Annotated in this window: 7 protein-coding genes; 5 read left to right on the forward strand and 2 right to left on the reverse strand. The window is 45.6% G+C overall.

Features of this window, described 5'->3' with window-relative positions:
* The coding region (locus WBA23_RS25210; RefSeq protein ID WP_424585046.1) for a tetratricopeptide repeat protein at nt 1-2356 on the reverse strand (2356 nt) is incomplete at its 3' end.
* Between the two features lie 238 nt (nt 2357-2594).
* Here WBA23_RS25210 and WBA23_RS25215 point away from each other — a divergent pair.
* Genes WBA23_RS25215 through WBA23_RS25230 form a run of 4 tightly spaced genes read left to right on the forward strand, consistent with a single transcriptional unit; the run spans nt 2595 to nt 6926 of the window.
* On the forward strand, nt 2595-3782 hold the full coding sequence (locus WBA23_RS25215) for a phosphoglycerate kinase (protein WP_424585047.1): 1188 nt from the start codon (nt 2595-2597) through the stop codon (nt 3780-3782).
* A 39-nt stretch (nt 3783-3821) separates the two neighbouring features.
* Complete coding sequence (locus WBA23_RS25220; protein WP_424585048.1) at nt 3822-4982, forward strand: pyridoxal phosphate-dependent aminotransferase; 1161 nt, start codon at nt 3822-3824, stop codon at nt 4980-4982.
* Nucleotides 4979-5854 (forward strand): prephenate dehydrogenase, encoded by an 876-nt coding sequence (locus WBA23_RS25225; protein WP_424585049.1) that lies wholly within the window; start codon nt 4979-4981, stop codon nt 5852-5854. The genes WBA23_RS25220 and WBA23_RS25225 overlap by 4 nt, the downstream gene beginning before the upstream one ends.
* Before the next feature lie 40 nt (nt 5855-5894).
* A complete protein-coding gene (locus WBA23_RS25230; RefSeq protein WP_424585050.1) occupies nt 5895-6926 on the forward strand; it encodes a DUF4421 family protein in 1032 nt (343 codons plus the stop codon).
* On the opposite strand, the gene WBA23_RS25235 is transcribed toward WBA23_RS25230, so the two are convergent.
* A complete protein-coding gene (locus WBA23_RS25235) occupies nt 6919-7659 on the reverse strand; it encodes a hypothetical protein (protein WP_424585051.1) in 741 nt (246 codons plus the stop codon). The genes WBA23_RS25230 and WBA23_RS25235 overlap by 8 nt on opposite strands.
* A gap of 101 nt (nt 7660-7760) precedes the next feature.
* On the opposite strand from WBA23_RS25235, the gene WBA23_RS25240 reads away from it, so the two are divergent.
* Nucleotides 7761-8399 (forward strand): Brp/Blh family beta-carotene 15,15'-dioxygenase (locus WBA23_RS25240; protein ID WP_424585052.1); only part of this gene is annotated, 639 nt, incomplete at its 3' end.

Consider the following 8399-nt stretch of genomic DNA (forward strand, 5'->3'; position numbering starts at 1 on the left):
TTTCCTTGAAAGTGCCAGGCACAGCCACCAAACCCGCTTGTGCGGTAGCAATAGTGCGGCGGGATAACTGATGGGTAAAACCAAACGCTAACAAACGAAGAGAAGCATTACTATCTGAAATTGCTCGCTTGGTTTGAGTATTGAGTAGTACCTGCAAGGATGGAGAATATTGAATGGTGCTGCTACGTAGCAAATATGGGAATGTACGGTAGTCAGGATCGTTTGTTAAAGGAGCGCTTTCTGTTAACAAGGCTTCAAATGGAAGATACAAGAGAGGGCCATCCGGAACCAGGGTAAGATTATCCGGGAGATTGCCATCCTGGAAAGCCGGAGCCAAGCATACCTGAAAGATATAAAATGCCAAAGCTAAGTACTCTCCGGTTTCTTGTTCATAGTTGTCGGGTGAAGGTCCCTGTTGAAGTAGTTGCCGTAAGCGCTGAATAGCTCCTTCTAATCGCTCAGAAATAGGCGTCCGATAAAATTGAATGCCCTCATGTGATAATCTCAGCGCGTAAATGTGATTAATACCCCAGAAGAATTCGATAATGTTTTGTCGTTGCTCAGATAAATTTTGTTCAATCTTACCCCAGGGTAGAGTGGGGGAAGCATACTTCAATTGTACATAGCTCGGATACGCGGAAGCTAACTTTTCCTGTAAACGAGTTTGACGGCGGTGCAGACTGAAGCGTTTCCTTTGCAGTGAATCTAGCGTAGTTTGGTTGGGGGTAGGCTCGCGTCGTTCTTCCGTCATCTCACTAACTAGCCGAGTCATTTGAGCTTTTATAGCCCGTTCTTCTCGCTGCAAACTTTCTGAAACTCCGAGGCTACTGCGAGTGGCAACATCGCGTAATACATCCCACAAGATGACCGCTTTGCTGCGCTCCATAAAGTAAAGTCCCTGCCGAGCGTAGGCTTCGTCCTGGGTAGCTTCGTAGGCTAAGTAGCAACAGGCTACCGCCATCTCATACGACGATTTTTGTGTTTCTAAGAGCTGAAGCTGCGAGCTTTCGTACTCATACGAAATGCGGTGCCAGTGCATCAATGAATCGGCCTTAGCAAAAGTGGCAATAGCTAATGTAAGGTCACCTAACCGCTCATGCTGTTGATAGCGCTGATAGAGCAGTTCCGCTTTAGTACTTAAGGTTCCAAACACGCGAGAGTAGTCCGCCAACTGTTCCCAGCTAGGATTTGCCAATATTTTATCTTGTGTAAACCCAGGTATTTCAGCAATTATTGCCTGTTGTTGAAAATAAAGAGCAGAATCCAACTGCCGCTGCTCCTGATAATAGCGACTAAGTCCTTCTAGTACTCGAGCAGTTTCAGGGTGAATATTTCCGTAGAAGCTACGCTTTAGTTCTAAAGACTGAGTAAGGTAACGATGAGCCGTAGCGAAATCGTGAAGTTGAGTATACGTGTTACCTAAATACTGGTAGCCATCGGCCTGGTCGGCTACGCTTTGCGGATAGTTGTGGTGCGATGCAATCTGCTGGGCTTGCTGAAAATAAGGTATTGCCTTTTCGTACTTTTCCTGGTCAGAATATAGTAAGCCTAAATTATTATAGTATCGGGTGAGATCAGAGTTCATATTACCGCCCGACTCAAGTCCTTGTTCAATGGCACTCTCATAAGCAGCAATTGCGGCGGGGTACTGCCGTAATTGGTGATAAATAGTGCCCAGCAAAGAATAGCACACCCCCAGATTAATACTTTGGGTTGCTTTAGCGATTTGTGTTGCTTGTAGCGCGTAATCTAATGCAGCGTAATAATCTTCCCGATGCTGATGAACGGCCGACAAATTATACAATAATAGTAACAACGAAGCTTGGGAACTGCTCGACAGCGATTGTAGGTGGCGCAATGCCTTCTCGTAGAAATTTTCCGCCTCAAGGTAGTTGCCAAAATAGTAGTTATGCTCATCAGCAATTCCGCTGTAGATTCGTACCAATTGTAGTGTATCCGGATTGAATAGAAGGGCGCGCTCATAGTGGTAAATAGCGGATTCAGGCTGTATCTGATCGCTATAACTCTTTCCTAGCTCAAAGTGAGCCTTTACCTTTAAGCTACTATCTTGGGTATTTCGAATGGCCTTAATTAAATGATCAGTAGCAGCCGTTAATTGATCGAGGCGAAGTTGGGATCGGCCTAATTCATAGTAGGCCCAAGCCTGATGGTCAGGGTCCGATTGTTTGGTCAGTACTTGTTCAGCTACTAATGCCGCGCTATCAAACTGTCTCGCCTGTGAGTATAACCGAGACTGCTCTAGCGAACTATCAGGCAGTATTGGCTGCGCCTGAATAGCGAAAGAAAGAAACCATAGGTTAAGTAGGGTAGCTGTGTAGCGGATAATCTTATCCATTCGTCAAAGATTGGTAAAATATGGCATCATAGGAAATATACCAGCTTAAAAAATACTTTTATGGTTTAGGTTGCGAGGTGTAGGGGGAAAGGTTTAATTTTGAAGGGAAGTATAAAGAGCGAAGTTCATAGGCGGAAGTAATGTGCAATGTCTAGAGGTAAGCGGCAAATAATAATTGAACAATGAACAGTTCAGCAATATAACAATCGAGCAATAGAACCAATCAACCATTTAATATATGAAAACTGTAGACGATATTAATTTCTCTGGAAAAAAAGTATTAGTCCGAGTAGACTTTAATGTACCACTCGACAAAGGGTTCACTATTACCGACGATACTCGGATGCGAGCGGCAGTACCAACCATTAAAAAAATTCTTAATGATGGGGGAGCAGCCATTCTAATGTCTCATTTAGGTCGTCCGAAGGAAGGGCCGGAAGAAAAGTTTTCGCTAAAGCACGTAGTAAGCCATCTTTCGGATTTGCTGGACGGTACGCCCGTACATTTTGCCAACGATTGCGTAGGCGATGAAGCAGAATCTAAGGCGAACAGCCTACCAATGGCCGAAGTTCTCTTACTGGAAAATACCCGCTTTCATAAAGGCGAAACGAAGGGCGACAAAGAATTAGCGGCGCAAATGGCCAAACTAGGCGATGTATACGTGAACGATGCGTTTGGTTCGGCTCACCGGGCTCACTCATCTACTACAGTAGTTGCGCAACATTTTAGTGAGAAAGCCTGTGGTTACGTAATGCAAGCCGAACTAGACAATGCCCAAAAACTGATGGACAGTGCTCAGCATCCCTACGTAGCCATTATGGGAGGTGCAAAAATCTCGGACAAAATCGGAGTAATTGAAAACCTACTCGATAAAGTAGATGACCTGATTATTGGTGGTGGAATGAGCTATACATTTTTTAAGGCAATGGGAGGCAAGATTGGCAGTTCATTGGTAGAAGATGATAAATTAGATCTGGCGAATGAACTTATTAAAAAAGCCAAAGAGAAAAACGTGCATTTACACCTACCCATTGATTCGGTGATAGCCGATAAATTTGATAACGAAGCAAATATCAAGGTAGCCAATAACCATGCTATTGAAGATGGCTGGATGGGGCTAGATATTGGGCCGGAAGCTCAGGAAGTATTTGCCGACGTGATCGCCCGCAGCAAAACCGTACTTTGGAACGGGCCAATGGGAGTTTTTGAGATGGAGAACTTTGCTCAAGGAACCAAACGAATTGCCGAAGCAGTAGTAGCCGCTACCAAGAATGGCGCATTTTCTCTAATCGGTGGCGGAGATTCAGCGGCGGCGGTAAATACGCTGGGCTACGGCGATGATGTTTCCTACGTTTCTACCGGCGGTGGCGCTTTACTAGAATATATGGAAGGAAAAGAATTGCCGGGAGTGAAAGCTTTAGGTTGAATTATATGAACTGTAGACTAACAACTGTCAACTAAAAGTATGATCATTTCCCCCGCTCGTCGTCTTCAGCAAGTAGAGGAGTACTACTTTTCGCGTAAGCTCCAGCAAATTCGGAAGATGAATGAGGCGGGTGAGGATGTGATTAACCTCGGCATCGGTAGTCCGGATTTACCCCCTTCTCCTAAAACGATAGAGGTTCTCAACGAAACAGCCCAACAATCAGATGCTCACGGCTATCAGCCCTACCGGGGAATGGTGAGTTTGCGTCAATCAATGGCGGAGTGGAGTGAGCGTACGTTCTCAGTGGAATTAAATCCTGAACAAGAAGTGCTACCTTTAATGGGCTCCAAAGAAGGCATCACGCATATTTCAATGGCTTTCTTAAACCCGGGCGATGAGGTGCTAGTGCCATCATTAGGCTATCCGGCGTATACTGCCGTTACGCGCATGGTGGAAGCGCGAGTGCAACCCTATCCGCTTCAGGAAGGAACGTGGCAGCCAGATTTTACGGCACTAGAGAATATAGATACCGGACCGGTGAAGTTACTGTGGTGTAACTATCCGCATATGCCTACTGGGGCTCCGGCCCAATACGAAGTATTTGAAAAACTAGTCACTTTTGCCCGAGAAAGAAACATATTGATCTGTCACGATAATCCTTACGCACTGGTGCTGAATAAGAATCAACCAATAAGTATTTTGTCGGTTCCAGGCGCTAAGGAAGTAGCGATTGAACTACACTCGCTCAGCAAATCGCACAACATGGCGGGCTGGCGAATTGGCTGGATTGCCGGAGCGGCGGATTATTTGAACGAAATTATTAAAATAAAAAGCAACGTAGATTCGGGGATGTTCAAGGCAGTTCAGCAAGCGGCCACCGAGGCATTACAAAATTCATCGGTTTGGCATCAGCAGCGTAACCAAGAGTATCAGGAACGGCAAAAGATCACCTTCGAGCTGGCTGAAACCTTACATTGCGAGTTTGATCCGCAGCAACAGGGAATGTTTGTCTGGGCACGAATACCAGACAACGAAGAGAGCGCCGAAGCACTAAGCGAGCGTATTTTGCAGCAACATCAAGTATTCATTACTCCGGGCCATATTTTTGGTAACCAAGGAAATCGGTATCTTCGCTTTTCGCTCTGCATTTCTCAGGAGCGTTTGCAAGAAGCTGTTCACCGAATTGCATCGTCCGTATGAATATCACTGTTATTGGATTGGGGTTGCTAGGTGGATCTACCGCCCTAGCATTAAAGGAGCGATTGCCCGCGTGTAGATTAGTGGGAGTAGATACTTCCGACCAGCATGCGGCTCAAGCCCTCACACTAGGAATAGCCGATAAGATTTTGCCATTGCGGGCCGCAGTAAGGCAAGCCGAAGTAGTTATCCTCGCCGTACCGGTGAATACTATTTTGAATTTACTGCCTGATGTAATGAGCCAGATAGATACTAGAGCCGTAGTGGTGGATCTGGGTTCAACTAAAGAGCAAATTTGCCAGGTAGCCGACACGCACCCTCGCCGAAATAGATTTGTGGCGGCTCACCCTATTGCCGGAACCGAGCGATCAGGACCGATTGCTGCTTTCAGCGATCTTTTGCCGGGTAAGCAGATGATTATTTGCGACAAAGAACAGTCCGACATTGATGCGCTGGAGCAAGTAGAGCACCTGTTTCGTAATAAGCTACGGATGAAAATCAGTTACATGGAATCGGCCGCGCACGACCGACATATTGCCTACGTTTCGCATCTGAGTCACGTGAGTTCGTTTGCGTTGAGCAATGCGGTGCTGGCGAGAGAGAAGGATGAGCAAAGCATCTTCGAGATGGCTGGTAGTGGTTTTTCTTCCACCGTGCGGTTAGCCAAGAGCAACCCGGCTATGTGGGCGCCTATCTTTATGCAGAACGCTCAAAACGTTCATCAGTCATTATCTGCTTATATTGACCAGCTCCAGCAATTTAAAACGTGGCTGGAGGAGCAAAACGAAGCGGGAATGTACGAATGGATGGAAAATGCGAACGCCATTAAAACGATATTGTCGGGCATTCAGACCAGCGAACAGAACAAAAGTTAGTCCGTAAGCTTATAAAGGTATTTATTGGATAAATTTGCTTATGAGCAGGTGGTGGGCTACGGTATCAATCATGATACTGCTGTTTGGGTTAGGAAGTAGTGCTGTGAGTCACGCCCAAGCAGATTCTTCTGTTGTGCACAACTTCCCGGATACGTTGAATCTTCGGGTACTATTCGTACAAAAAGGATTACAACTGAGAATACAAGATCAAACGGGAAGCGAGCGGTACTTCTTTACTCCTTGGCACCGCAACTATGTAGGGATAGGAGGCTTTTTGTGGAATATTGGATTTAACCTTTTTCTTCCCGTCTCTCCCCCGGTGCGAGATAGAAATTTAAGACGCTTTGATTTTCAGGGATCACTTTTTGGGCAAAACTGGCTGATAGACGGTATTTACCAGAACTACCGAGGCTTTGTACGAAGCCGAGAGCCATTTAATATGGCATCACCCACCGACCGCCTCATTCAGAATGCCGGGGTAAAAAAAATCCAGACTACTGTTACGTATGTTCCTTCGGGTGAAAAGTTCTCTTTAAGTTTTCCCTATAACCAAGGTTACCAACAACGGAAAAGTAGTGGAAGCTTGCTATTATCTGCCGACTTCTCCTACAAAAACATTAGAGCTTCGAATGGTATTTTACCCCAAGATGAGGTCTCAATTCAGGAACAGCTAAGCTTAGTGGAGTCTTATTCATTCACTGCAATGGTGGGGTACGGGGCTACGCTAATTTATCGCAAGTACTATCTTCACGCCTTTGGACTGACTGGTTTAGGTTTTCAGCGGGTAAACTATCAGACTACAAAGGACAACCGCTTGTTCGCTATTGAACCGGCCTACGATGCACGGGGCGCTTTAGGACGTGACCAGGGTAACTGGTACGCTGGAATCTACGCGGCTTCCGATTTTACTACCACCGATGTGCAGAACTGGCGGTTTGTCGGTCGGTCCACTCAAGTTCGTATTTTTTTTGGCGTACGTTTTAGTGAACCAAAATTTCTACGAAAAATCAAACCTAAGTTTCTTCAGAATATGAAAAGTAGTCCCAGTATTCCGTTGCCCTTCCTTAACTAATAAGAGGAAGATCGTAGCCAAACTGCTGAGCTGTTTGCTGAATGATTGGTAGAACTCGTTCCATCTCCTCTTTGCTCATATTCTCCTGCCAGCGTCCTACTTTCACGCTATGGTCCTGAGTGGAGTAAGCGCGCGATGTGGTGGCTTCATCAAACTGCTCATTATTTTTATTCTGAACCCGATTTGCCCACTGCTGAAGATATTTTTGGTTCGATGATATATCCAAGTGAATTTGTTGGCTAACTGAGTGAGCAAAACGTAGCGCATCAGCCAGCATATCTTCAAAGCGAGTAACCACGGAGCAGCTAGATACCTGAGAAAAGCCTACGGTATTAATATAATCCCAATGATGAGCGCACTGTTCAATCAGCGGACGGTCTAACCACTGCTGCCAATCGAGCGGGCGAGGGTGATGGCCCCAGTTGCGCGCAATCCCTACTTTGAGCGAACAAATAGTATCCAGTGGGTGGCGTACCTGCCAGAAAATCTGTAACGAAGGCAGCTTCTCAATTAGCACCGATAGTGGAAAGGAAAGACCTTCATCCGGCGGAAAACCTTCGCTCTCGCGAGGTACCTTAACGGCTATGGGCTGGGGTGAGTCTTGCTCTAATACTTCAACCAGCGGAGGTTCACTAAAGTAGGAGTAGGAGGGAAGGTGCTGGAATAACTCCCCGAAGATAGAAGTACCACTGCGGCCACAGCCTAAAATAAGTACGTGTTTGTTGGCGACCATTGACCGAATATAGAAAAGAATAAAATTCTCACTACTATAAAGTGTCCGATTTCTGTAACACTCCTCATCAACAGATACTTGTACTAGCAAAGTATGGCAAAATGAAACAACTACCCAACCTTATTCCTACTAATACATTAGGTGATCTTTACTATAGCTACGTGGCGCTCAGTACAATTTTTATAGCACTGCTGGGACTAGCTCTTCCCCAATTTTTACAAGAAATGGAAGTAATTCTGTTTGTGCTAATCATTTTTGTCATTGGCATTCCCCACGGAGCAACTGACCATTTGCTGGACCGCTACCGCAAGGGAAAGAAGTTTAGTTACCGCGCCTTTCTACTCATATACATAGTTTTAGGAGCTATTTATTCAGTATGTTGGTATTTCTTTCCCCTGCCTAGCTTGCTGCTTTTCATTGTTATCTCAACGTATCACTTCGGGCAGTCTCAATTACTGTACCTGCGAATGCCCCAACGCCACTGGCTGAAAGTAGTTAGCTACCTACTGTGGGGCAGCTATACGCTCTGCTGTATCATCCTGTTAAACTGGAGCGAAAGCTGGCAAATTATGGATGAGATTTTTCCTGGCTTGTTCACCCCACTGCTCTCCTACATTGAACTAACCCCCTACCTGCTAGGGTTTCTGTTCCTGGCTAACGTTTCTCTACTCATTTTGCTCACCAGACGAAGTCATATGAACCGCCGGGAACTACTTGGCGAATTATTTAATCTTATATTA

The organism is Tunicatimonas sp., from assembly GCF_049647865.1.
GTDB lineage: Bacteria > Bacteroidota > Bacteroidia > Cytophagales > Cyclobacteriaceae > Tunicatimonas.

Coding starts and splice junctions, on each gene's coding strand:
- WBA23_RS25225 (WP_424585049.1), top strand. CDS start 4,979: ATGAATATCACTGTTATTGGATTGGGGTTGCTAGGTGGATCTACCGCC.
- WBA23_RS25230 (WP_424585050.1), top strand. CDS start 5,895: ATGAGCAGGTGGTGGGCTACGGTATCAATCATGATACTGCTGTTTGGG.
- WBA23_RS25235 (WP_424585051.1), bottom strand. CDS start 7,659: ATGGTCGCCAACAAACACGTACTTATTTTAGGCTGTGGCCGCAGTGGT.
- WBA23_RS25215 (WP_424585047.1), top strand. CDS start 2,595: ATGAAAACTGTAGACGATATTAATTTCTCTGGAAAAAAAGTATTAGTC.
- WBA23_RS25220 (WP_424585048.1), top strand. CDS start 3,822: ATGATCATTTCCCCCGCTCGTCGTCTTCAGCAAGTAGAGGAGTACTAC.